This is a genomic window from Sphingomonas sp. Leaf21 (genome assembly GCF_916858675.1).
Lineage (GTDB): Bacteria > Pseudomonadota > Alphaproteobacteria > Sphingomonadales > Sphingomonadaceae > Sphingomonas.
Map to the genome: position 1 here is coordinate 37,224 of NZ_CAKASM010000008.1, position 21,623 is coordinate 58,846.

The following is a 21,623-nucleotide window of genomic DNA, read 5'->3' on the forward strand; positions in this document are numbered from 1 at the left end:
TTATAGGCGTAATCCTACGTCCGGAGCCGGTCGATTGGCAAGGACAAAGGCGTGGGTCAGGCCGTCCGATCGATGGACGCGAGGCTGCGATCCCCGGCCAGGCGAAGCGCAAGATCGGCCCGATCCGGCATCTCGCGCCAGATATGGTGGGTCAGCCGCTCATAATGGCCGACGAAGCGGGACAATTGCGCCGGGGTCATTGCCCGCGCGCCCAGCGCCCCCTCCTGCTCGGTCCGCCAGCGCAGGACCGTCGGCCAGTCCGGCGGCATCAGCAGGGCCAGCATGTCGAGCGTGTCGAACAACGCGGGATAGTCGTGCGCCAATGCGCTGTTGGCGTATCGACGCCAGATCCCGTTCGGGTCTTCCTCCGCCTCCAGCCGGTTGACCGGCGCGACGAGCGCCGCGTCATCCTCCGCCACCGCGCCGACGCACCAGCCCTCGAAGATCAGCAGGCGACAATCCGGCGGCGATGACGGCCAGCCGGACTCCGGCGCGCGATCGTCCACCGCCTTGTCGAAGCGCGGCAGGGCGACCGACCGGCCGGCGCGCACGGCCGCGATGGTCGCCACGCCCAGATCCACATCGTGCGTGCCGGGCACACCACGTGTCGCGAACAATGGATGGACTTGCCGCGCCAACGCCATGCGCTCGTCACGCGTGCGATAGAGATCGTCGAGCGACAGCACCGCCGAGCCGGGGAAGCGGGCCGCCAGCCGTCCGGCGATGGTCGACTTGCCGCTCCCCTGCGCCCCGCACAGCCCGAGGACCAGCGGGCGATCCCCGCGATGCAGGGTCAGCCGCTGTTCGACCAGCGCGGCGACGGCGTCTTCAGGCGACACGGTCCGACGGCGCCTCGCCCCGGAAAAAGCGGTCGAGATTGGCCGCAACGCGCATCCCCATCGCGGTACGCGCCTCGATCGTCGCGCTGCCCAGATGGGGCAGCAGGACGGTGCGCGGATGCGCGAGCAGGCCGGGATGCACCGCCGGTTCGCGCTCATAGACGTCGAGCGCCGCCGCCGCGATCCGCCCGTCCGCCAGTGCCTCGACCAGTGCCGCCTCGTCGACCACCGAACCGCGCGCGGTGTTTACCAGGATCGCATGGCGCGGCATCGCGGCGAGCAGCGTCGCATCGACCATGTGATGCGTGCCCTCGCCCCCCGGCACGTGAAGCGACAGGACATCCGACCGGCGCGCGAGTTCGAGCATCGAGTCGACCCGCGTCGCCCCGAGCGCCGCCTCGACCTCGGGCGCGGCGGGCGAGCGGCTGGCATAGAGGATGGACATGCCAAGCCCGCGCGCCTTGACGGCGGTCGCCCGCGCGATCCGGCCGAACCCGACCAGCCCCAGCGTCCTGCCCGACAGCCCCTGCCCGATCAGGTGCGAGGGGCGCCAGCCGGTCCAGGCCCCCGCGCGCAACTCGCGTTCGCCCTCGCCCGCACGACGGCTGGCCATCAGCATCAGCAGGATCGCGATCTCCGCCGTCGCCTCGGTCAGCACGTCGGGCGTGTTGGTCACGACCACCCCTGCCGCACGCGCGGCGTCCAGATCGATGTGATCGACCCCCGCGCCGTAATTGGCGATGATCCGCACCGTCCGCCCCGACGCCCCGAGCAGTTCGGCATCGATCCGGTCGCTGATCGTCGGCAACAGCGCGTCATACCGCGTCATCGCCGTGGCGAGCGTCGCCCGATCGGGCGCGCGGTCATCCTCGCTGAGCGTCACATCCCAATGCTGCGCGAGATGCCGCTCGACCGCGTCGGGCAGGCGACGCGTGACATACAGGCTGGGCCGTCCGGTCATGCGTCGCCCCCTCTATTCACGCCGCCGCGACGAAGCGCTGCGTCTGTTCGCCCAGGCCGTCGATGCCCAGACGCACCGTCTGGCCGGGGCGCAGATAGACTTGCGGCTTCTGCCCCATGCCGACGCCCTTGGGCGTGCCGGTCGAGATGATGTCGCCCGGCTCCAGCGTGCAGAACTGGCTGAGGTACGACACGATCTCGGCGACGGTGAAGATCATGTCGCTGGTGTTGCCATCCTGGTAGCGGTGGCCATCGACGTCCAGCCACAGGCGAAGAGCCTGCGGATCGCCCGCCTCGTCGGCGGTGACCAGCCAGGGACCGGTCGGGCCGAAGGTGTCGCAGCCCTTGCCCTTGTCCCAGGTGCCACCGCGCTCGAGCTGATAGGCACGCTCGCTGACATCGTTGATGACGCAGTAGCCGGCAACATGGTCGAGCGCCGACGCCTGGTCGACATAACGCGCGCGGGTGCCGATCACGACGCCCAGTTCGACCTCCCAGTCGGTCTTTTCCGATCCGCGCGGGATCTCGACATCATCATTGGGGCCGACGACCGCACTCGACCACTTGCCGAACACCACCGGCTCGGCGGGGATCGGCAGGTTGCTCTCGGCGGCATGGAGGCGATAGTTCAGGCCGATACAGATGAACTTGCCGGGCCGTGCGACGCACGAGCCCAGCCGCGGCTCCCCCTCGACCAGCGGCAGCGTGGCGGGGTCGAGCGCGGCGATCTCCGCCAGTCCGGCGGGGCTCAGCCTCGCACCGGCCAGATCCCCCATCGCCTCGGGCAGCGCACGGATCCGCCCGTCCGCATCCAGAAGTCCCGCGCGCTCATGTCCCGGTTCACCATAACGCAGCAGCTTCATCGACGGCTCTCCTGTTCCACGGGGCGCGCTGGGCACCTTGTCCCCGCCTTCTTACCAACGCCTTCTTATCGACCGTCGACCTGAGATTCCACTTGCAAATATGATAGTGCGATTTTTGTGCCGTATCGATCAGGCACGTCCCTGCAGCGACTCTCCGAGCAAGGTGAAGAAGCTGCGCGCGACATGGCATTGCGCGCTTTCCCATTCGGGATGCCATTGCACCGCCAAGACATCGGCGCCGCATCCGGGCGCACGAAACGCCTCGATAAGGCCATCCTCGCTGTCGCGCGCCTCGACCACCAGGCCATAGCCCAGCCGATCGACGCCCTGCTGATGCACCGAATTGACCTCCAGCCGCCGGTGACCGCTGCGCCCCGCCAGCACCCCGCCCGCCATCAGCTCGACCGGATGGCGATGGCCGAACAACGCCTCGTAATCCCCGTCCCAGGATCCCCGATGATGGCGCGGCAAGCCGCCGAGGCAGGTCAGCGTACCGCCGAACAGCACGTTGATCTCCTGCATTCCCCGGCAGATGCCATAGACCGGCTTGCCCCGCTCGATCATCCTCCCGGCGAGCGACAGCGCGACGCTGTCCCGCTCGGGATCGCAGAGATGGCGCGCCAGATGACCGTCATCCGCATATTGCGCGGGCTCGACGTGCGAACGCCCGCCAGTCAGCAACAGCCCGTCGAGCATGTCCGCCATCGCGATCGGGTCGACCGCGTCGCGAACGGCGGGGACCATGACCACGCTGGCGCCGCACAGCCGCACCACCGGCTCGATGAAGCGCGTCGCCACCGCCTGGATCGGGCGACCGGCGACCTCGTTGCCGCACATCAGTCCGACGATGGGCTTGCGTGTCCGCGTCATGCCGTCCGCTCCAGCTCCTGTCGCAGCGCGCGCCCCTCCGCCCGCTGCAAGGCCCGCGCCTCCGGCTGGACCAGGACGCTGTCCGGCGCGACGTCGCTCAGCAGCCAGACATTGCCCCCGATCACCGAGCGCGCGCCGATCGTAACCCGGCCGAGCACCGTCGCGCCAGCATAGATGATGACGTCGTCCTCGACGATCGGATGCCGCGCGAAACGGTCGCGCGGCGAACGCGGCGCGGTGCCCAAAGCGGAGCGCGCACCCAGCGTCACATGCTGATAGACCCGCACCCGCTCGCCGACGATCGCGGTCTCGCCGATGACGACGCCGGTGCCGTGATCGACGAAGAAATGCCGCCCGATGGTCGCGGCGGGATGGATGTCGATTCCGGTCCGCTCATTGGCAAGCTCGGAGATGATCCGCGCGACGATCGGCGCTCCCAGCGCGTTCAGCTCATGCGCGATGCGATGATGCAGGCTGGCGATCGCACCGGGATAGCAGAGCAGTATCTCATCGACGCTGCGCGCCGCCGGGTCGGCGAGGAACGCCGCCTCGACATCGCTGTCGATCCGTTCGCGGACCTGCGGCAGCGTCGCACCGAACAGCCGCGCGACCAGCGCCGCCTGTTCGGGCGGAAAGGCCGCATCGGCATCCTTCTGCCAATAGGCGAGTTCCGCCCCGATCTCGCGTTCGAGCGCGGTCAGCGCGGCGAGCAGCTTGGCCGCGACGAAGCGGTCCTCCTGCACCGGCGATCCCCGGAAATGGCCGAGGCGGCGGGGATAGAGCGCGGCGGCGACCAGCGCGACGACGTCCTCGACCCCGGCGCGCGAGGGAAAACGCTCGACATCGCGTCCCGCATCCTGGCGCTGCCGCCAGCCCTGGCGCGCGATGCGCAAGGCGGAGACGATGCCGTCGATCCCGGTCGTCCCGGTCACGGCATCCTCCGCAACACGGGCGGCGGCGGTCAGCTTGCTGGTCGTCATCACGATCCTCCGACCCTCATCATATCCCAGCTTCGCGGTGGGATATAACAGAAATGCTACGTCCCTATAAAGCACGGGTCTGTCTTAACGTGCGGTTGCGGATGATCCGGGGCTTGGGCATGGAGGCGCGTGCCAGCATGGCTCGGCCCGGCGGGAAGGGAGCCCGCAAGGTCGATCGTCCCCATCCTTGTCCCCGGAGCCGTGCGACGATGACCACCCCGCGCCAGACGACGCTGACCCGTTTCCTGATCGAGCAGCAGCGCCGATCGCCCGAAACCTGTCCCCCCGAGCTCCGCCTGCTGATCGAGACGGTGGCGCGTGCCTGCAAGGCGGTGAACCAGGCGATTTCCAAGGGTGCGTTGGGCGATGTGCTGGGCTCGCTGGGCAGCGAGAATGTCCAGGGCGAGGTCCAGAAGAAGCTGGACGTGATCGCCAACGACCTGCTGCTCGACGCCAATGAATGGGGCGGCCATCTGGCGGCGATGGCGTCGGAGGAGATGGAGACGATCCACCGCATCCCCAACCGCTATCCCAAGGGCGAATATCTGCTGCTGTTCGATCCGATCGACGGGTCGAGCAATGTCGATGTCGACCTGTCGGTCGGCACCATCTTCTCGGTGCTGCGCGCGCCAGAGGATTGCGCGGGTCGCGAGGTGACCGAGGCCGACTTTCTCCAGCCCGGCCGCGCGCAGGTGGCGGCGGGCTATGCGATCTACGGGCCGCAGACGCTGTTGGTGCTGACCGTCGGCGAGGGCGTGTACGAGTTCACGCTCGACCGCGAGCTGGGATCGTGGCGGCTGACCGACGGACCGATGCGTATTCCTTCGGGCACGTGCGAATTCGCGATCAACATGGCGCGCCGCCGCCAATGGTCGCCCGGCATCGCCCGCTATATCGAGGAACGGATCCTCGGGGCGGAGGGGCCTTGCGGCGTCGATTACAACATGCGCTGGACCGCCTCGATGGTGGCGGACATCCACCGCATCCTGAAGCGGGGCGGCGTATTCCTTTATCCCGGCGATCACCGCAATGCGGGCAAGGCGAAGCTGCGGCTGCTGTACGAGGCGAATCCGATGAGCTTCCTGATCGAACAGGCGGGCGGCGCGTCGATCGACGGCGCGACCCGGATCATGGACGTGGAGGCGATCGGCCTGCACCAGCGGGTCGGCGTGGTACTGGGTGACGCCGAAGAGGTGGCGATGATCGCGGAATATGGGCGGACGGGGTGACGCGTAAGGGGGCGCTCGCGAAAGCTACCCCCGCCCGACCGACTCCCGCCCGACCAGCTCGAACTCCACCACCAGATCCTCGACCTGTCGCGACCGCAGCGACGCGAGGACCTGCTCCACCGCGCGGAACGCCATGTCGCCGACGGGCTGGCGGATCACGGTCAGCGGCGGCCAGAGCCGTGCCGCGATCGCGGTGTCGTCGAAACCGGTCACCGCCAGATCCTGCGGCAGGCGCAGCCCGCGCCGGTGCGCCTCGCCGATCAGCCCGGCGGCCATGTCGTCGCTGCTGCACAGGATCGCGCTCGGCCGCTCGGGCAGCGACAACATGGCCCGTCCCGCCTCCGCGCCCGTCGCCGGTTCGAAGCCGCCGCGCACGATCAGCGACGGATCGACCGCCAGCCCGCTCGCCGCCATGCCGTCACGAAAGCCCGCCAGCCGCTCATCGGCGACCGAGAAGCTCTGCGGCCCCGCGACGAAGCCGATCCGCCGGTGACCCGCGCGCACGACATGCAGGGTCATCGCCGCCATCGCCGCGCGATTGTCGACCCGTACCGTCGAGATGTCGGGCAGCCCCTGCCCCGTCGCGATCGCCGCCGCCGCGACGCCCAGCTCCGCGAACAGCCCCGACCCGCTGAGCAGTTCGGCGAAGGGCGGGACCAGCAGGACCCCCGCCGCACCGCTCTGCACCAGCGCGCGCACCGCCGCCTCAACCGCCGCGCGGGTCAGGCCTTCCTCGGCCTGGGCGATGAACTGCAACCCGCGCGCATTGGTCGCACGCAGCGCGCCGAGGAGCACCGAGTCGATGAACGGCGTCCGCCTGTCGCTGTAGAGCAGGCCCAGGGTCGTGGCGCGCGCCTTGGCCAGGCGCCGCGCGGCGACATTGGGGACATAGCCGAGCTGGTCGATCGCGGCGAGCACCGCCGCCCGGGTCGGCGGGCTGACCCGACCGACGCCGTTGATGACGTTGGAGACGGTCATCGCCGACACGCCCGCGCGCTCGCCGACCGCGCGGATGGTGACGCCTTCGGGTCGTTTGATGGTCATAGGGGACGGTCCGCTAGCGCAGCCGCCCCCTCTTGGCCATCGGTGATGATCGGACCTTCGATCAGACGGCGCCCGCCTTCAAACCCTTGACCGCATGGTCGGCCGCACGGGCGGTCAGCGCCATGAAGGTCAGCGACGGATTGACGCACGACACCGACGCCATCTGCGCGCCGTCGGTGACATAGAGGTTGGAGGCGTCATGCGCCTGGCTCCACTTGTTGAGGACCGAGGTGCGCGGGTCGGCACCCATGCGCGCGCCGCCCATTTCGTGGATCGCGTCGCCGGGGACATGCTCCTGCTCGCCGCTGGTCACGTTCTTCAGGCCCGCCGCGCGCAGCATCGCCTCGCCCTCGCGCCGGGCATCGGCCATCATCTTCAATTCGTTGTCGCGGAAGGTCACGTCGAACTTCATCAGCGGGACGCCGAACCGGTCGACCTTGCTCGAATGGAGCGACACGCGATTGTCCTCATAGGGCAGGCATTCGCCGAACGCGCCCATGCTGAACTGCCACGGGCCATAGCGGCGCATTCCGTGCTTCATCTCGGCCCCGAAACCGACCGGCTTGGCCGCGTTGCGATAGGCCGAACCCTGATAGCCATAGCCGCGCTTGAACCCGAGGCCTTCGTCGCCCTTCAGATTGCGGAAGCGCGGGACATAGACCCCGCCCGGACGACGGCCATATTCGATCAGGTCGTCCATGCCGGGAATCTCGCCCGACACGCCGACGCGGAAGATATGATCCATGACATAGCGCCCCAGCGTCCCGCTGCTGTCGAAATGGCTGCGTCCCGAGCCGTTGGCGCGCGAATTCATCAGGATCTGCACCGAGGCCATCGCCGAGGCGCAGACGAAGACGAGATTGGCATTCACCGTCTGCGCCTGTCCGGTCTTGGCATCGACGAAGCGGACACCCGTTACCTTCTTCCTGGCGGGGTCATAGTCGATGCCGGTCACCACCGCGTCCGACTGAAGCGTCAGTCGACCGGTCGCGCGCGCCGCCGGAAGCGTCACCGCCTGGGTCGAGAAATAGGCGCCGAACGAACAGCCATTGCCGCACTGGTTGCGGAACTGGCATTTGGTGCGGTTCTGGTCGGGCTTGTCCTCGGTCATGTTGGACAGGCGGGTGTGGATCAGCTTGCGACCCGGAAACTGACCTTCCAGCCGTTCCTTCAGCCACTTCTCCGCGACGTTCATCGGCATGGGCGGCTGGAATTCGCTATCGGGCAGATAGGGCAGGTTCTCGCGCGAGCCCGACACGCCGATATATTTCTCGACATAGGAATACCACGGCGCGACATCGTCGTAGCGGATCGGCCAGTCGGCGGCGACGCCCTCGCGCTTGTTCGCCTCGAAATCGTCCGGGCTCCATCGGAAGGACCAGCGGCCCCAGATCAGCGACTTGCCGCCGACCGCGCCCGGCCTGATCCAGTAGAATTTGCTCCCCTCGTCATAGGCATAGGGGTTCAGTCGGTCGTCATTGTAGAATTTCTGGTTGCTGGGCGCGACATAGCCCTGTTTGGCGATGAAATAATCGCTCTCTACCAGCGGCTTGGGCATGATGTTGCGTGCGGGCACCTCAAAGGCGGGCTTGCCGTCATAGGGATAGCCCTCGCCATGTTCGACCATGACGCCCCGGTCGAGCATCAGGACGCGCAGGCCCTTTTCGGTCAATTCCTTGGCGGCGAAACCGCCGCTGATTCCCGACCCGATCACGATCGCGTCGAAACGGTTCGTCGCCGCCATGGCTATCCTCCTAAAGTCTTATTATCGTGTCAGAAGCGCAAGGCGCGCAGCGTCCGGTAACTGGTCGTGATGTCGGGGAGATAGGGCGCGGGCGCCTGGTCGTTCTCGACATAGAAATGCTTCACGCCCGCCAGCCTGTTGAGCTTGAACAGGGCGGCGAAATCGATCTTGCCGGCACCCACCGCCGTCATGCTGCCATCGGCGCGCGCGTCCTTGACGTGATAGGCATAGATGCGGCCCGCATGACGCCGGATCAGCGCCGCCGCGTCCTGACCCGCATGGATCGCCCAGTAAAGGTCGATCTCCAGCTTCACGAGCGCGGGGTCGGTCGCCTTGAGCATCCGGTCGTACAGGCTGACGCCGCCGGGCTTGTTGGTGAATTCGAAATCGTGGTTGTGATAGGCGAAGCCGAGCCCGGCCTTCCTCAACCCTTCGGCGAAGCGGTTGAAGTTGGGCAGCGCCGCGTTCCACGCCGCCTCGGTGCGATGCTCGTCGGTCATATAGGGCAGGACGACGGTATCGGCGCCAAGCGTCTTGGCCATCGCCACCGACTTGTCGAAATTGTCGCGCAGCGCGTCATAGCCGATATGAACCGACGGTGCCTTCAGGCCGAGGCGGTCCTGCGTCCGACGCAGCATGGCGTGGTCCATCGCGTCATAGCCACCGCCGCCATATTCGATCTCGCGATAGCCGATCCGCGCCACCGCCTCGAGCGTCTTGACCGGATCGGCCGAGAACAGCTCGCGGATCGTATAGAGTTGAAGTCCGATCGGGCCCAGTTGCGCCGCCTGCGCCGCGCCCGGCAGCAGTGCCGCCGCGCCAAGACCCAGCCCGGCGCCCATCAGCGAACGACGATCGATCATGCCGAATATACCTTGTTGACCTGAGAATAGGGGAAGGCGCCGTTATATTCGCCGGGCACGGGCAGATATTCGCGCTCCTGGGTGATGCCGATCTCCGACGTGTAATAGCCGGTGATGACGAGCTGTCGGAACGGCTCGAAGAACGCCTTGCCCTGGGGCAGTACGCCCTCCATCGCCTCGGTCAGCAGCGTGTCCTGCTGCGCGGGCGTGGCCTTGGCGGCGGAGACCCGGTTGACGCTCTGGCTGCGCGCCTCGATCGCGTCGAGCCCGGCGATGATCGGCAGCTTGTCGTCCGGACTGGCCCAGTCGGCGAGCATCTTCTCGATGAACTCGGGCACCTTGGCGGCGATCGCGCCCGGCGTGTCGGTGGTCGGGATCACCCGCTCCGACAGCGCGACCATCGTCGCGCGCTGGACCGGCGTGAAGATGGCGACGCTGGGCGGGCCGTCGGAGATGACGGGGATGGCCCCGCGCGCCTGCTCCACCGCCCCCGCCGCGCGGGCGATGGGCGCGAACAGCGCGGAGCCGAACATGGCGGTGATCCCCGCCAGTGCGTGTCTACGGTCGATCATCGGGCATCCTCCGGCAGGTCCTGCGCGATCGCCTCGGGCGGCAGCGGACGGACCCAGATATTGCGGAACGAAACGGGCGAATCGTGATCCTGAAGCTGGATCGGCGCGGCATCGCCATGCGCCTGGTACTTCTCCACCTGACGCCAGATGGTCGTGCCCAGCATCGCCTGATGGTTCTGGACGACCACCCCGTTCAGCAAGGCGGTGACGTAGGCGGGGCGAAGCAGCTTGCCATCGGGGCCGAAGCGCGGCCGCTCGAAGATGATGTCGTAGCTCTGCCATTCGCCCGGCTTGCGCGCGGCGTTCACCAGCGGCGGTTTCCAGGCATAGACCGCGCCGACCTGGCCATCGGCGTAAGTGGGGTTGTTATAGCCGTCGAGGATCTGCACCTCGTAGCGCTGCATGAACCAGATGCCGCTATTGCCGCGATCCTGCGACGATTTCTGCGGCGGGTTGGGGGAGCGGAACTCGAGATGCATCTGGACGTCGCCGAAGCTCTGCTTCGACACCAGCACGCTCTCCGCCTTGCCGTCGCGCGGCGGCACGGTCATCGCGCCGTCCTTGAGCAGCCAGGCCTTGCCACTGGGCGTCCACGCATCCATCGAGCGCCCGTCGAACAGCACCACCGCATCGGACGGCGCGCCGCCGGGTTGCGCGGACGGGGTCACGACCCGTGGCGCGGGCCGGTCGGGATCGTGGACGTGCCACTTGCCGCCGGGCAGGATCGGGGTGTCGCGAAACCCCAGCCCCGGCTTGTCCTGTGCCATCGCGCCGCTCGCCAGCGCCACGGCGATCAATGGAAATGCCCGCATCGCTCCCCTCCTCATGCTGTCGGATCGATCGCGCGATAGGCGGCGATCAGCCTGTCCTCGCCCGCCCGGCCCTTGACCGAATTGCCATGTTCCATGCCGATCACGCCCGCATAGCCGCGCTCTTTCAGAAAGCGGCAGACATTGGCGTAGTTGATCTCGCCGCTACCCGGCTCGTTGCGGCCCGGATTGTCGCCGAACTGGATATAGCCGATCTCGTCCCAGCACAGCGTCAGCGTCGGGATCAGATTCCCCGACTGGATCTGCTCGTGATAGAGGTCGGCGAGCACCTTGACGCCCGGACTGTTCGCCCCGCGCGCCACCGCATAGCCCTCCGCGATCGACTGCATGAAGACGCCCGGATGGTTGGTCCGCGTGTTGAGCGGCTCCATCACCAGCGCCATTCCGTGCGGCGCGACGATATCGCCCGCGCGGCGCATCACATCGATGATCCGCCCCTGCTGGATCGCGGGATGCAGCTTTTTGTCCATGAAGCCGGTGACGACCGTCATCCGCCTGGCGTCGACGCGCCTGGCGAGCTCGACCGCCTTCGTCACATCGGCAAGGAACGCCTGTCGCTCGGCATCGTCGTCACCGCCGAGAAGCGGGCGCGACTCCGACCATTTGGGCATCGACGCGACGAAGACGCCCATCGTCATGTTCCGCTGGCGAAGCGCCCTGGCGATCGCCTCCTGCTCGGCGATGGGGCGCAGGGCATATTCATTGTCTTCCCATGCCCGGAAGCCCTGGTCAGCGGCAAAGGCGATCTGCTCGACCGAGCTGTCGCCCCGGCTCGCGAAGCTGCCAAGATGTGGCGCGAAGCCCAGGGTGAAGCGTGCGGCGTTGGAGCCTTTGGCGCCCGTCCGCCGCTGCCCCGCCAGCGCCGCGCCGGGCACGGCGGCGGCGAGGCCGCCCATCACCGTGCGACGCGTCACGCTCATGCCACCGTCCCGGCGACCCGCCCGCGCGGACGCCGCCGCTCGGCGAGCCAGATGCCGCCGAAGACGAACAGCAGGATCACCGGAACCAGCGCAAGGCGGGCGAAGGATTGCGACGCCGCCGCATCCTCGATCTGGCGAAGCGCCTGGCCGGTCAGTCGCTTGAACGCCTCGGGACCGCCGGCGAGTTCGACCTTGGCCGCGTCGAACATCGCGCCAAGCTGCGGCAGGACGAAGAAGCTCGCCAGCGCCCCCGCCGAGCCGACCAGCCCCAGCGCCCAGGCCCCGCCGCGCGGATAGCGCTCCGCCACCGAGGCGAGCATCGTCGGCCACATCGCGCAGACGCCCAGCCCCCAGACGGTCGAGGCGAGGATCGCCGCCACCGGCGACTGAGCGCGCGACAGCAGGAACAGGCCGATGCCCGCCATCAGGCTCGACACCCAGAGCAGCCCCGGATTGGACAGCCGCCCGGCGATCCGCCCGGCAAAGTGGCGGAACACGAACATCAGCGCGCTGACATAGACGAGCAGCAGGATGCCGCGCATCCCCACCCGGCTGCTGAGCGCAACGTCCAGCCACTGGCCCGGCGCCAGCTCGGACGCGGCGGTCAGGAACATCGCGCCGAACCAGACGAAGAAGCTCGGGCGCTTGAACACCTCCGCGATCATCCCGCCAAAGCCGACATCGCGGACTTCGCGCGGCACCGGCGGGAATTTGGTGGTCGCCGCCATCACCAGCACGCCCAGCGCCGGGATCAGGACCAGCGCCATGATCGCCTGCCACGACAGCAACTCGGCGAGCAGCACACCCGCCAGCCCGCCGACGATCAACCCGCCGGGATACCAGGCGTGAAGGACGTTCAGCCGGTGCGTCGTCTCCTCCGGATAGAGCCGCGCGGTCAGCGGGTTGATCGACGCTTCGGCAAGGCCCCAGCCGATACCGCTGAGCAGCATCCCGCCCCAGACGATATGATAGACGCCCATGCCGCTGGCGACCTGCCCAGCCCCGATGATCGCGCCGGTGCCGACGAGGAAGCACAGGCCGCAGCCGATCAGCATCTGTCGCGCGCCGATCCGGTCAAGCAGAGCGCTCGCCACGAACAGCGTCGCGGCAAAGCCCAGAAACGCCGAGCCCAGCGCCGAACCGATCAGCTCGCCCGCCTGCACCGGCGCGATCGGATCGATCCACTGCGCCTTCAGGCTGCTCGCCACCGCCGCACGCAACGCCGCGCTGGCGGCGGCCGTGAACAAGGCCAGCACGCTCAGCCAGAATAGCCGCGACCGATTATCCGGAATCGCTTCCATGCCCCTCTCCCGCCATTATGACTTTTTTGTCAGACTTTACCTTCCGGGGCGGATGGTCAAGCCTCTGCAATCGTTAAATTCCCAGCCAGCGCCGGTTCGCGGCGGGATCGCCGCCACCGGCGAAGTCGTCGAACGCCCGCTCGGCGCGCCGGATCATGTGCGCCGCGATGAAGGGTGCGCCCTCGCGCGCGCCGTCCTCCGGATGTTTCAGGCAGCATTCCCATTCGAGTACCGCCCAACCGGCATAGCCATATTGGGTGAGCTTCGAGAAAATGCCGCCAAAGTCGACCTGCCCGTCGCCCAGCGAGCGGAAACGTCCCGGCCGGTCGACCCAGTCGCTATAGCTGCCATAGACGCCCGCCCGCCCGGTCGGGTTGAACTCGGCATCCTTGACGTGGAACATGCGGATGCGGTCGTGGTAGATGTCGATGAACTGGAGATATTCCATCGCCTGCAACACGAAATGGCTGGGGTCGTACAGGATGTTGGCGCGGGCATGGCCGCCGACCGCGTCCAGGAACCGCTCGAACGTCGTACCGTCGTGCAGGTCCTCGCCCGGATGGAGTTCGTAGCACAGGTCGATGCCCTCCTCCTCGAACGCATCGAGGATGGGGCGCCAGCGCTTGCCGAGTTCGGCGAAGCCTTCCGCGACCAGTCCGGCGGGCCGCTGCGGCCAGGGATAGACGAAGGGCCAGAGCAGCGCGCCCGAAAAGGTCGCATGGGCGCTCAGCCCCAGTCGTCGGCTGGCCCTGGCGGCATAGCGCAACTGCTCGACGGCCCAGGCCTGCCGCTCGGCGGGCTTGCCCCGTACCGCGTCCGGCGCGAAGCCGTCGAACGCGGCGTCATAGGCCGGGTGGACCGCGACGAGCTGCCCCTGTAAATGCGTCGACAGTTCGGTGATCGCGACCCCGGCATCGGCACAGCGCCCCGCCAGGTCGTCGCAATAATTCTGGCTTTCGGCCGCCAGCTTCAGGTCGATGCAGCGCGCATCCCATGTCGGGATCTGCACGCCCTCATAACCCGCCTCGGCCATCCAGCGCGCCGCCGAGTCGAGCGTGTCGAACGGCGTGGCGTCGCTCATGAACTGCGCCAGAAAGACGCCCGGTCCGCGCATCGCTGGCACAGCCGCGCCGGTCACTTGGCGGTCTCGGCCTTGAGATAGGCGATCAGCGCGGCGCGCTTGGCGGGGTCGGCGACGCCGATCGGCATGCGCGTGCCCGGCACCTTCTTCATCGGCGCGGCGATGAATTCGTTCAGCGTCTTGTCGTCCCACTTCAGCCCGGAGGCCTTCATCGCCGCCGAATAGTTGAACCCCGGCACCGATCCGGCCGGGCGACCGAATACGCCGTTGAGGTTCGGACCGACGCCGTTACGGCCACCCTTGTTCAGCGTGTGACAGGCGCGGCAGGCGGCGAAGGCCTGCGCCCCGGCGGGGGCCGACTGCGCCGTCGAAGGCGACTGCGCAACCAAGACCAGGGCCATGGCACCCGGCAATGCGGCCAGCCAGATCAGCTGCCTCATTTTCTCTCTCCTGTCATTTTCTTTCCCAGACTCGCTGGTTCGACGTCGAGTTTAACGGTAAACCGGTGGCACGCAAGCACGGAATGCCGCCATTTGAGCGGCAGGCGGAAGGAGAGGATGATGACGGGACGCAGGCTGAAACTGGCGATGGCGGGCGGTGGCGAAGACGCCTTCATCGGTGGCGTACACCGGATGGCGGCGGCGCTTGACGGCGATTGGGACCTGGTCGCCGGCACTTTCAGCAGCGATGCCGAGCGCAATCGGCGGAGTGGCGAAATGCTGGGCCTGGCGCCGGACCGGGTGCACGGCTCGATCGCGGACCTCCTGGCCGACGAGCGTGCGCGGCCCGAGGGAGAGCGGATCGACGCGGTGGCGATCGTCACCCCCAACCATCTCCACGCGCCGATGGCGATCGCCGCGCTCGACGCGGGTTTTCCGGTGTTCAGCGAAAAGCCGATGGCGATGAACCTCGCCGAGGCGCAGGCCATTGCCGAGGCCGCGCGTCGATCGGGACGGCTCTATGCGCTCGCCTTCACCTATAGCGGCTATCCGATGGTCGAGGAGGCGCGCGCGCGCGTGGCGCGGGGCGATTTCGGCGCGATCCGGCTGGTCCATGTCGAATATGTCCAGGGCTGGCTCAGCAGTCCGCTCGACCGAGAGGGCAACAAGCAGGCGGAGTGGCGTACCGATCCGGCGCGGGCGGGCCTGGGCGGCGCGCTCGGCGATATCGGCACCCACGCCTTCCAACTCGCCGAGCATGTCGCGGGCCTGAAGGTCGAAGCATTGTCGGCGGATGTGACCACGCACGTTACGGGGCGGATGCTCGACGACGACGTAAACGTGCTGCTCCGCTTCGCCGAAGGTGCGCGCGGCACGTTGCGCGCGACGCAGGTGGCGGCGGGCGAGGAGAATGGCCTGCGTATTCGCATCCATGGCGAGAAGGGCGGCCTGGAATGGTCACAGATGGAGCCCAACACGCTGACCCTCCGCTGGCTCGACCGCCCCGCCGAGATCGTGCGGGCGGGCGGGCCGGGCCTCGGCCCAACCACCCTGCCCCGCCTGCGCACCCCGGCCGGACATCCGGAGGGCTATATCGAGGCGTTCGGCAACCTCTACCGCGCGGTCGCGGCAACCTTGCGCGACGGCGGACCGGCGGGTGGCGGCGCACTTGGCGAGGCGAGCTGGTTTCCGGGACTGGAGCCGGGGCTGCGCACCATGGCCTTTGTCGAGGCGGTGCTGGCGAGCGCCGGGTCGGAGGAAAAGTGGACGGCGATGCCGGAGGTTTCGGGCGGCGACTAGGATAGACGCTTTGCGCACGCGCTGAGCACGACGAAGCCCGCTTCATCATCCCTCGCCCCTGGAAAGGGGAGAGGGTTAGCGGAGCTTGCCAGCTTGCTGGCTAGCGCAGCTTGGGTGAGGGGTCGAGCGAGCCGGAGGCTCGCACGCTCGCTTTCGCGAGCGTCCACCCCTCACCCAGCTCCGACTAAGGCCTTTGCTCCCGCAAAGACCAAGTCTGCGCAACCCTCTCCCCTCTGCGAGGGGCGAGGGGCTTTTTTTCCTACCCCTTCCGCCCCCGGACGATCCCGACCGCTCCGGCAAGCACGGCGGCGTCTTCGGCGAAGCCGGTCCCGGTCTGGCCATAACGGCCGAGCGCAGCCATGCGGCCTTTCCAGCCCGGATAGGAGGCGATCACCGCCGTCACGCCGCCGATCGCCGCACCCAGCCAGCGACGCTTGGGACTCGCCAATGCCGCGCCCGCGATGGCCGAGGTGGTGAAGCGCGCCGCCAGGCCGATGGGTACGATCCGGTCGGGTGCGGTCTTCTGCTTGTCGCCCGCCATCTCGCCGATCGCCAGCGCCAGCGCCCCCGCCGCGACGATCGGGTTGCCGAGCCAGCGAAGCACGCCCTTGCCCAGCGGCAATTCCCCCCGCGCCGCGGCGATCGATACGGCGGCGAGCGGCGTCAGCGCGCGCTGGCCGCCGACCAGACCCATTTTGAACGATGCGAGCATGACACCACCTCTTCGGATACGGGAAAGCAAGCCGCGACAACGCGTGCGGTGCGCCGATGGGTTCCGCCAGTCCGGTCGCCGAACCGCTTTGTCATTTGCGGACAGTGCGTCATGATGGCGGCATGACCCGCATCGCCATGACCGCCGCGCTCCTGTCGCTCGCCGCCTGTTCCTCCAGCGATCAGCCGGGGGGCCTGAGCGCTGAAGAAAACCGCCAGCTCAACGAAGCCGCCGCGATGCTGGATGCCAATGCCGTCGATCTGAACGCGATGGCCCCCTCGGACGTTGGGGGAGCCGATCCTATCGCAAACGAGAGTTGACACCCCATGACCGACATGCCGCACCGCCGCCTGGGCTCGACCGACCTGATGATCGCGCCGCTGGTGCTGGGCGGCAACGTGTTCGGCTGGACCGCCGACCGCGCGGCGAGCTTCGCGGTGCTCGATGCCTTTGTCGATCAGGGCGGCACGATGATCGATACCGCCGATGTCTATTCCGCCTGGGTCGACGGGCATCGGGGCGGCGAATCCGAAACGATGATCGGCGAATGGCTGAAGGCCAGCGGCAAGCGCGACCGGGTGCTGATCGCGACCAAGGTCGGGATGTTGCCGGGCGAAGGCGGCGAGAAGCTCGCCCCCGCTCGCATCGCCGCTGCGGCGGAGGATTCGCTGCGGCGGCTGGGCACCGATCGCATCGACCTGTATTTCGCGCATCAGGATGACGAGGATCAGCCGCAGGAGGCGGTGATCGAGGCGTTCGCCCGGCTGGTCGAGGCGGGAAAGGTCCGCGTCATCGGCGCCTCCAACTTCCATGCCGCGCGGCTGAAGTCCGCCAACGACGCCGCGCGCGAGGCGGGGCTGCCGCGTTTCCACGTCCTGCAACCCGAATATAACCTGGTCAGCCGCCACAAGTTCGAGGGCGAGTTGCAGGACTATTGCGTCACCGAGAATATCGGCGTCGTCCCCTATTACGGGCTCGCCGCCGGGTTCCTCACCGGCAAATACCGCAGCGATGCCGACCTGTCGCAGAGCGTGCGCGGCGGCCGGATGGGCGAGTTGCTGCATGGCCGGGGCGCCGACGTGCTCGCCGCGCTGGACCAGATCGCGGAGGAGACGGGCGCCACTCAGGCACAGGTCGCGCTCGCCTGGCTGATGGCACAGCCCGGCGTCACCGCACCGATCGCCAGCGCGACCAGTGCCCGGCAGATCGCCGAACTCATGCCCGCCATGACGCTGGCGCTGAGCAAGGATCAGGTGGCACGGCTGGACGAGAGCGGCGCCTGACGCCGGGGCGTCGTAATTAAATTATGTCAATACCGGAACGCGTGCCGCAACCGGGATTTATATCCTACTTATGATGCGCGTTCCCGCCACCATTCTGATCGTCGAAGACCAGCCGCTGCTCCTTCTTCACGTCCAGTTCGCGTTGGAGGATGCGGGCTATGTCGTGATCCAGGCCGCCAGTGCCGACGATGCCCTGGTCGCTTTGGCCCGGCATCCGGAAATACGGGCGGTGTTCACGGACGTGGCGATGCCGGGATCGCTCGACGGCGCGGCACTCGCGACCAGCATCCACCGTTCGCATCCGCATGTCGCCGTGCTCGTGACGTCTGGCGAGCAAAGCTATGTCCCCGACGACCTGCCCGAGGGCGTCCGCTTCGTGTCGAAACCCTATACCGGTCACGACATCATCCGCCTTCTGAGCGAGGAACTCGCGAGCGGCGCGCGGACCGGGGCCGAAGCGCCGGGGACGATCTGCCTCTAGGCCCGACCGGGCCTGTCGTCCCTCCTCCAGGGCGAATCGACATTCAACGATGCCTGTCCTTCCCTCGCCCCTCGTGGAGGGGAGAGGTTGCGCAGACTTGGTCTTTGCGAAGCAAAGGCCTAGTCGGAGCTGGGTGAGGGGTGAAGCGCTCGAAGAGCGCGCGAGCCGAAGGCTCGCTCGGGCCGGATGGTGTTGGTCGTAACGTCATCGAGCGATTCGATACCCCGTCGTTCCGACAACCAGTATCCGATTGATTTCACGAACGGAACAACCGGCCTGGTTGGACGCTTAACCGCCCATGCCCGAAACCGGCCTGACCGCGCGTATCCGCGAGAACCTCGTCCTGTACGGCGCGCTGGCCGCCAATCTGGGGATCGCCGTGGCCAAGTTCGTGGCGGCGGGGATCACCGGCTCGTCCTCGATGCTGACCGAGGGCGTCCACTCGGTGGTAGACAGCGGCAACCAGATCCTTCTGCTCTACGGACAGAAGCGCGCCAAGCGGCCGCCGGACACGATCCACCCGTTCGGCTATGGCCGCGAACTCTATTTCTGGGCGTTCGTCGTCGCGATCCTGATCTTCGCGCTCGGTGCCGGGATCTCGATCTACGAGGGGTGGCTCCATATCCAGACGCCCGAGCCGCTGCGCGATCCGACGGTCAACTATATCGTCCTCGCCATCGCCTTCGCGCTGGAGGGCGCATCCTGGACGATCGCGGTCCGCGAATTCGCGCAGGCCAAGGGCGACAATGGCTGGTGGCAGGCGATCCATGAATCGAAGGATCCCGCAGGCTTCATCGTGCTGTTCGAGGATTCCGCCGCGCTGGCCGGGCTGGTCATCGCCGGGCTTGGCGTCTGGTTGTCTCATGCGCTGGGCGATCCCCGGATCGATGGCGTCGCATCGATCCTGATCGGGATGGTGCTGGGGCTCGTCGCGATATTGCTGGCGCGTGAGGCCAAGGGCCTGCTGATCGGCGAGCGCGCCGATCCGGTGGTGGTGGAGACGATCCGCACCATCGTCGCCGCGCGGCCGTGGATCACGCGGGTCAATCACGTCCGCACCATCCACACCGCCCCCGACAGCGTCTTCGCGGCGATCAGCGCCGATTTCGTCGACGACTTGCCCATGGGCGCGGCGGAGACGATGATCGAGGAACTGGAGGACGATCTGCGCCAGGCCGTACCGAGCCTGTCGTCGATCTACATCCGGCCCGAGAAACACGAAAATGCCGCTCTGTCCACGGCGCCCGACGCGGTATGAACGCGGCATGACGAAGCTGACGCGACTCGCCATCACCCTGTTCCTCTGGCTCGGTTGCGCGCTGCCGGCCCAGGCGGCGGTCACGATCACCTTCTGGAGCCACGAGCTGGGCAACAGCTTCCCCCACAGCTTCTTCAGTCTGCGCGGCACCGTCGACGCCACCGGCGCGCCGGTCGATGCCAATTACGGCTTCACCGCCAAGTCGATTTCGCCCGCGCTGTTGATGGGGACGGTCAAGGGTCGGCTGGACATTTCCAAGCCCTTCTACATCTCGACCAGCGACGCGCAGTTTTCCTATGTGATGACCGACGCGCAATATGGCGAGATCCTGGCGCTGGTCGCGGCGTGGGACGAAAAGACGGGCGATGCCCGTTACAACCTTAACCAGCGCAACTGCGTGCATTTCGTCCAGGAGGCGGCACGGCGGCTGGGGCTGGTCGGGCTCGATCACCCCGAACTGATGAAGAAGCCGCGATCCTTTCTGAAAGCGGTGGCGCAGGCCAATGCCGACCGGGTCACGATCATCGACCAGCCCGGCAAGGCCTATCTCGCCTCGCTCCCCCCACTGCCGAGCGCGCCCACAGCCGCCCCGTCAACGGTCGCCTCGCCAACGGTCGTTCAGCCTCCTGCGGGGAGCAGCTCGAGAATGTCGACGACCGACTCATAAGCCGGAAAGGGGAAGGCGATCCGCCAGCGCTTGGCGTCGATCCGCTCCACAACGCCCGCCATGTTGCGCGCCCGGTCGCGGCCATAGGGGTAGGAGCTTTCCTCGTCCCCCAGGATCATCGTGCCCAGGAAGATGCTGCGCGCATCGGTGTCCGCGAAGATCCGCCCGGTCAGCCGCTGCGACCCGTCGAGCTTGGTCAGGCTGGCGCCGCTATCCGACACGCGGCACCGGAAAAAGGGATAGGCGACATAGGTCAACACCGCGCGCCCCTGCGTCCCCAGCTTGATCGTGCGGCAGCGATATTCGCCGTCGGGAAGCCCGGGCTCGGCGATCGAATGATCCGGATCGGCAAGCGCGCCGAGCGCCGCCACGTCGCTGGCAAAGCCGCCCTGCCGCGCCTGCGCGATCCCCTTGACCCAGGCGCTGCGCCAGCTTCGCAGACGAACCCGATCGTCGGCTGTCGCCGCCAGTCGCCAGTCCGATGCCTGTTCGACGCGCTGCGCGACGGCGGTGCCGACCACGCCCGTCGTCGCCATCAGCGTCAGTAGCGCGACCGCGCGCCTCACTGCGCGGTCCAACCGCCGTCGACCGACAGGTTGGCGCCCGTGATCGAGCGCGCCTCCTCGCGGCACAGGAACACCGCCAGCGCCGCGACCTCCTCGATCGTGACGAACTGCTTGGTCGGCTGCGCCTTCAACAGCACGTCGTCGACCACCTGTTCGCGGGTCAGTCCGCGCGCCTTCATCGTGTCGGGTATCTGGTTCTCGACCAGCGGCGTCCAGACATAGCCGGGCGAGATGCAATTGGCGGTGATGCCGTCGGTCGCCACCTCCAGCGCCACCGTCTTGGTGATGCCGACGACACCGTGCTTGGCCGCGACATACGCCGATTTGTTGGGGCTGGCGACCTGGCTGTGCGCGGAGGCGGTGGTGATGATCCGGCCCCAGCCTTTCGCCCGCATGTGCGGGATCGCCGCGCGCATCATGTGCCAGGCGGACGACAGGTTGATCGCGATGATCGCGTCCCACTTCTCGACCGGGAATTCGGTGATCGGGGCGACATGCTGGATACCGGCATTGTTGATGACGATGTCGACCGATCCGGTTTCCGCCGCCGCACGGTCGATCATCGCCGCGATCTGCTCCGGGCGGGTCATGTCGGCGGGGTCGTAGAGCGCGGTCGCGCCGCTGGTCCGCGCCAGCGCGGCACGCTCCGCCTCGATCGCGTCCGTATCGCCAAAGCCGTTCAAAACGACGCTCGCGCCCTCCGCCGCCAGCGCCTTGGCATAGGCCAGCCCGATCCCCGACGTGGAGCCCGAAATCACCGCCGTCTTGCCCTTCAGGAACATGCAATCCTCCCTTGGTCCGGCGGCACCATGCGGCCAGAC

24 protein-coding genes are annotated in these 21,623 nt (G+C 67.7%); 7 read left to right on the forward strand and 17 right to left on the reverse strand.

Features of this window, described 5'->3' with window-relative positions; genetic code table 11:
- Nucleotides 1–56 precede the first annotated feature (56 nt).
- The 5 genes from LRP66_RS08875 to epsC form a co-directional block, all read right to left on the reverse strand.
- On the reverse strand, nucleotides 57–839 hold the full coding sequence (locus tag LRP66_RS08875) for a kinase (RefSeq protein ID WP_230482139.1): 783 nt from the start codon (nucleotides 837–839) through the stop codon (nucleotides 57–59).
- Complete coding sequence (locus LRP66_RS08880) at nucleotides 829–1,800, reverse strand: 2-hydroxyacid dehydrogenase (protein WP_230482140.1); 972 nt, start codon at nucleotides 1,798–1,800, stop codon at nucleotides 829–831. Before LRP66_RS08880 ends, LRP66_RS08875 begins: the two co-directional genes overlap by 11 nt.
- 16 nt (nucleotides 1,801–1,816) lie before the next feature.
- Nucleotides 1,817–2,662: a fumarylacetoacetate hydrolase family protein gene (locus tag LRP66_RS08885; protein WP_230482141.1), complete on the reverse strand. Its 846-nt coding sequence runs from the start codon at nucleotides 2,660–2,662 to the stop codon at nucleotides 1,817–1,819.
- A 129-nt stretch (nucleotides 2,663–2,791) separates the two neighbouring features.
- Entirely contained in the window at nucleotides 2,792–3,532 is a 741-nt protein-coding gene (locus LRP66_RS08890) for a gamma-glutamyl-gamma-aminobutyrate hydrolase family protein (RefSeq protein ID WP_230482142.1), read from the reverse strand.
- Entirely contained in the window at nucleotides 3,529–4,512 is a 984-nt protein-coding gene (epsC, locus tag LRP66_RS08895; protein ID WP_230482143.1) for a serine O-acetyltransferase EpsC, read from the reverse strand. The genes LRP66_RS08890 and epsC overlap by 4 nt, the downstream gene beginning before the upstream one ends.
- A 209-nt stretch (nucleotides 4,513–4,721) precedes the next feature.
- Between epsC and LRP66_RS08900 the strand changes: the two genes are divergently transcribed.
- A complete protein-coding gene (locus LRP66_RS08900) occupies nucleotides 4,722–5,741 on the forward strand; it encodes a class 1 fructose-bisphosphatase (protein WP_230482144.1) in 1,020 nt (339 codons plus the stop codon).
- 24 nt (nucleotides 5,742–5,765) lie between these two features.
- On the opposite strand, the gene LRP66_RS08905 is transcribed toward LRP66_RS08900, so the two are convergent.
- The 9 genes from LRP66_RS08905 to LRP66_RS08945 form a co-directional block, all read right to left on the reverse strand.
- Nucleotides 5,766–6,785, reverse strand: coding sequence for a LacI family DNA-binding transcriptional regulator (locus LRP66_RS08905; RefSeq protein ID WP_230482145.1), 1,020 nt, complete (start codon nucleotides 6,783–6,785; stop codon nucleotides 5,766–5,768).
- Nucleotides 6,786–6,846: 61 nt separating this feature from the next.
- Entirely contained in the window at nucleotides 6,847–8,529 is a 1,683-nt protein-coding gene (locus tag LRP66_RS08910) for a GMC family oxidoreductase (protein WP_230482146.1), read from the reverse strand.
- Between the two features lie 29 nt (nucleotides 8,530–8,558).
- The gene (locus tag LRP66_RS08915; RefSeq protein ID WP_230482147.1) at nucleotides 8,559–9,392 is read right to left on the reverse strand and encodes a sugar phosphate isomerase/epimerase family protein; all 834 of its coding nucleotides are present in this window, start codon (nucleotides 9,390–9,392) and stop codon (nucleotides 8,559–8,561) included.
- Nucleotides 9,389–9,964 carry a gluconate 2-dehydrogenase subunit 3 family protein gene (locus LRP66_RS08920; RefSeq protein ID WP_230482148.1) on the reverse strand — a complete coding sequence of 192 codons (576 nt, stop codon included), beginning with the start codon at nucleotides 9,962–9,964 and terminating at the stop codon, nucleotides 9,389–9,391. The genes LRP66_RS08915 and LRP66_RS08920 overlap by 4 nt, the downstream gene beginning before the upstream one ends.
- Nucleotides 9,961–10,776 (reverse strand): 3-keto-disaccharide hydrolase, encoded by an 816-nt coding sequence (locus LRP66_RS08925; RefSeq protein ID WP_230482149.1) that lies wholly within the window; start codon nucleotides 10,774–10,776, stop codon nucleotides 9,961–9,963. Before LRP66_RS08925 ends, LRP66_RS08920 begins: the two co-directional genes overlap by 4 nt.
- An 11-nt stretch (nucleotides 10,777–10,787) precedes the next feature.
- On the reverse strand, nucleotides 10,788–11,714 hold the full coding sequence (locus LRP66_RS08930) for a hydroxypyruvate isomerase family protein (RefSeq protein ID WP_230482150.1): 927 nt from the start codon (nucleotides 11,712–11,714) through the stop codon (nucleotides 10,788–10,790).
- Nucleotides 11,711–13,015, reverse strand: a complete 1,305-nt coding sequence (locus LRP66_RS08935) for an MFS transporter (protein WP_230482151.1) — start codon at nucleotides 13,013–13,015, stop codon at nucleotides 11,711–11,713. The genes LRP66_RS08930 and LRP66_RS08935 overlap by 4 nt, the downstream gene beginning before the upstream one ends.
- Nucleotides 13,016–13,088: 73 nt before the next feature.
- The gene (locus tag LRP66_RS08940; protein ID WP_230482233.1) at nucleotides 13,089–14,129 is read right to left on the reverse strand and encodes a sugar phosphate isomerase/epimerase family protein; all 1,041 of its coding nucleotides are present in this window, start codon (nucleotides 14,127–14,129) and stop codon (nucleotides 13,089–13,091) included.
- A 20-nt stretch (nucleotides 14,130–14,149) separates the two neighbouring features.
- Nucleotides 14,150–14,536, reverse strand: a complete 387-nt coding sequence (locus LRP66_RS08945) for a c-type cytochrome (protein WP_230482152.1) — start codon at nucleotides 14,534–14,536, stop codon at nucleotides 14,150–14,152.
- A 120-nt stretch (nucleotides 14,537–14,656) separates the two neighbouring features.
- On the opposite strand from LRP66_RS08945, the gene LRP66_RS08950 reads away from it, so the two are divergent.
- On the forward strand, nucleotides 14,657–15,835 hold the full coding sequence (locus LRP66_RS08950; RefSeq protein ID WP_443026673.1) for a Gfo/Idh/MocA family protein: 1,179 nt from the start codon (nucleotides 14,657–14,659) through the stop codon (nucleotides 15,833–15,835).
- A 259-nt stretch (nucleotides 15,836–16,094) separates the two neighbouring features.
- Here LRP66_RS08950 and LRP66_RS08955 read toward each other — a convergent pair whose 3' ends face one another.
- The gene (locus LRP66_RS08955) at nucleotides 16,095–16,547 is read right to left on the reverse strand and encodes a DUF4126 family protein (protein WP_230482154.1); all 453 of its coding nucleotides are present in this window, start codon (nucleotides 16,545–16,547) and stop codon (nucleotides 16,095–16,097) included.
- Between the two features lie 122 nt (nucleotides 16,548–16,669).
- Between LRP66_RS08955 and LRP66_RS08960 the strand changes: the two genes are divergently transcribed.
- From LRP66_RS08960 to LRP66_RS08980, 5 genes are all read left to right on the forward strand, one after another.
- Nucleotides 16,670–16,867 carry a hypothetical protein gene (locus tag LRP66_RS08960; RefSeq protein WP_230482155.1) on the forward strand — a complete coding sequence of 66 codons (198 nt, stop codon included), beginning with the start codon at nucleotides 16,670–16,672 and terminating at the stop codon, nucleotides 16,865–16,867.
- Nucleotides 16,868–16,873: 6 nt separating this feature from the next.
- Nucleotides 16,874–17,830 carry an aldo/keto reductase gene (locus LRP66_RS08965; protein WP_230482156.1) on the forward strand — a complete coding sequence of 319 codons (957 nt, stop codon included), beginning with the start codon at nucleotides 16,874–16,876 and terminating at the stop codon, nucleotides 17,828–17,830.
- A 70-nt stretch (nucleotides 17,831–17,900) separates the two neighbouring features.
- Nucleotides 17,901–18,311 (forward strand): response regulator, encoded by a 411-nt coding sequence (locus tag LRP66_RS08970; protein WP_230482157.1) that lies wholly within the window; start codon nucleotides 17,901–17,903, stop codon nucleotides 18,309–18,311.
- Between the two features lie 298 nt (nucleotides 18,312–18,609).
- Complete coding sequence (locus tag LRP66_RS08975) at nucleotides 18,610–19,569, forward strand: cation diffusion facilitator family transporter (protein WP_230482158.1); 960 nt, start codon at nucleotides 18,610–18,612, stop codon at nucleotides 19,567–19,569.
- 7 nt (nucleotides 19,570–19,576) lie between these two features.
- Complete coding sequence (locus LRP66_RS08980) at nucleotides 19,577–20,236, forward strand: hypothetical protein (RefSeq protein WP_230482159.1); 660 nt, start codon at nucleotides 19,577–19,579, stop codon at nucleotides 20,234–20,236.
- Here LRP66_RS08980 and LRP66_RS08985 read toward each other — a convergent pair.
- Nucleotides 20,188–20,802: a DUF4893 domain-containing protein gene (locus LRP66_RS08985; protein WP_230482160.1), complete on the reverse strand. Its 615-nt coding sequence runs from the start codon at nucleotides 20,800–20,802 to the stop codon at nucleotides 20,188–20,190. The two genes, LRP66_RS08980 and LRP66_RS08985, sit on opposite strands and share 49 nt — an antisense overlap.
- On the reverse strand, nucleotides 20,799–21,584 hold the full coding sequence (locus LRP66_RS08990; RefSeq protein WP_230482161.1) for a 3-hydroxybutyrate dehydrogenase: 786 nt from the start codon (nucleotides 21,582–21,584) through the stop codon (nucleotides 20,799–20,801). Before LRP66_RS08990 ends, LRP66_RS08985 begins: the two co-directional genes overlap by 4 nt.
- Between the last annotated feature and the right edge of the window lie 39 nt (nucleotides 21,585–21,623).

Bases quoted from the DNA above. Each gene is read 5' to 3' on its own strand.
- LRP66_RS08950 (WP_443026673.1), top strand. From the start codon at position 14,657: ATGACGGGACGCAGGCTGAAACTGGCGATGGCGGGCGGTGGCGAAGAC.
- LRP66_RS08890 (WP_230482142.1), bottom strand. From the start codon at position 3,532: ATGACGCGGACACGCAAGCCCATCGTCGGACTGATGTGCGGCAACGAG.
- LRP66_RS08880 (WP_230482140.1), bottom strand. From the start codon at position 1,800: ATGACCGGACGGCCCAGCCTGTATGTCACGCGTCGCCTGCCCGACGCG.
- LRP66_RS08955 (WP_230482154.1), bottom strand. From the start codon at position 16,547: ATGCTCGCATCGTTCAAAATGGGTCTGGTCGGCGGCCAGCGCGCGCTG.
- LRP66_RS08970 (WP_230482157.1), top strand. From the start codon at position 17,901: ATGATGCGCGTTCCCGCCACCATTCTGATCGTCGAAGACCAGCCGCTG.
- LRP66_RS08885 (WP_230482141.1), bottom strand. From the start codon at position 2,662: ATGAAGCTGCTGCGTTATGGTGAACCGGGACATGAGCGCGCGGGACTT.
- LRP66_RS08980 (WP_230482159.1), top strand. From the start codon at position 19,577: ATGACGAAGCTGACGCGACTCGCCATCACCCTGTTCCTCTGGCTCGGT.
- LRP66_RS08935 (WP_230482151.1), bottom strand. From the start codon at position 13,015: ATGGAAGCGATTCCGGATAATCGGTCGCGGCTATTCTGGCTGAGCGTG.
- LRP66_RS08910 (WP_230482146.1), bottom strand. From the start codon at position 8,529: ATGGCGGCGACGAACCGTTTCGACGCGATCGTGATCGGGTCGGGAATC.
- LRP66_RS08990 (WP_230482161.1), bottom strand. From the start codon at position 21,584: ATGTTCCTGAAGGGCAAGACGGCGGTGATTTCGGGCTCCACGTCGGGG.
- LRP66_RS08940 (WP_230482233.1), bottom strand. From the start codon at position 14,129: ATGCGCGGACCGGGCGTCTTTCTGGCGCAGTTCATGAGCGACGCCACG.
- LRP66_RS08975 (WP_230482158.1), top strand. From the start codon at position 18,610: ATGCCCGAAACCGGCCTGACCGCGCGTATCCGCGAGAACCTCGTCCTG.
- LRP66_RS08960 (WP_230482155.1), top strand. From the start codon at position 16,670: ATGACCCGCATCGCCATGACCGCCGCGCTCCTGTCGCTCGCCGCCTGT.
- LRP66_RS08945 (WP_230482152.1), bottom strand. From the start codon at position 14,536: ATGAGGCAGCTGATCTGGCTGGCCGCATTGCCGGGTGCCATGGCCCTG.
- LRP66_RS08930 (WP_230482150.1), bottom strand. From the start codon at position 11,714: ATGAGCGTGACGCGTCGCACGGTGATGGGCGGCCTCGCCGCCGCCGTG.
- LRP66_RS08925 (WP_230482149.1), bottom strand. From the start codon at position 10,776: ATGCGGGCATTTCCATTGATCGCCGTGGCGCTGGCGAGCGGCGCGATG.
- LRP66_RS08905 (WP_230482145.1), bottom strand. From the start codon at position 6,785: ATGACCATCAAACGACCCGAAGGCGTCACCATCCGCGCGGTCGGCGAG.
- LRP66_RS08920 (WP_230482148.1), bottom strand. From the start codon at position 9,964: ATGATCGACCGTAGACACGCACTGGCGGGGATCACCGCCATGTTCGGC.
- LRP66_RS08915 (WP_230482147.1), bottom strand. From the start codon at position 9,392: ATGATCGATCGTCGTTCGCTGATGGGCGCCGGGCTGGGTCTTGGCGCG.
- LRP66_RS08965 (WP_230482156.1), top strand. From the start codon at position 16,874: ATGACCGACATGCCGCACCGCCGCCTGGGCTCGACCGACCTGATGATC.
- epsC (WP_230482143.1), bottom strand. From the start codon at position 4,512: ATGACGACCAGCAAGCTGACCGCCGCCGCCCGTGTTGCGGAGGATGCC.
- LRP66_RS08900 (WP_230482144.1), top strand. From the start codon at position 4,722: ATGACCACCCCGCGCCAGACGACGCTGACCCGTTTCCTGATCGAGCAG.